Genomic DNA, 507 nt, shown 5'->3' on the forward strand with positions numbered 1-507 from the left:
GAGCTTCGCGCCCTCGGGCGTCGAGGTGATCGCCCACTCCTCGTCCAGGCAGATCGCCTTGGGCAGCCGCCGGTCGAGGCCGTGCATGAGCCGCCGCGCGAACCGCGACACCAGGTACATCAGCGCCACCGACAGCCGCTGCTCGAAGGAGTAGACCTCCCGCGAGATCGCCACGTCGTGCAGCGTGGCGCCGCCGAGCGTCAACACGCGCGTCCACCCCTCGGTGTCGATGCGCTCGCCCCCAGACGGGTCGAAGCACAGCCGCGCGCGCCGCATCTCCGTCATGGAGCGGAGCACCGCCCCGAGGTGCTTTGCCGCGGGATCCCCCGCCTCCTCCCGAGGGTCGACGACCCGCCCGCACGCCGGGCCCTCCACGTTGGCGAACGCGCCGTCGCTCTTCCTCATCTCGGCACCGCGCCCCACCCACCCCCACGGCCGCCCCACCCGCCGCGACTCAGTACCCATCCGCTTAATACTGTCTAACACCAGACCGCACGACCAACCAGG

General features: G+C 71.6%; 1 protein-coding gene. It reads right to left on the bottom strand.

Annotated features, from left to right (window positions below; genetic code table 11):
• A partial coding sequence (locus tag HUX53_RS37975) for an ATP-binding protein (protein ID WP_255206021.1) occupies positions 1-405 on the bottom strand: 405 nt, incomplete at its 3' end.
• Positions 406-507: the final 102 nt, after the last annotated feature.

The sequence above is a fragment of the Actinomadura sp. BRA 177 genome, from assembly GCF_013372625.1.
Taxonomy (GTDB): domain Bacteria; phylum Actinomycetota; class Actinomycetes; order Streptosporangiales; family Streptosporangiaceae; genus Spirillospora.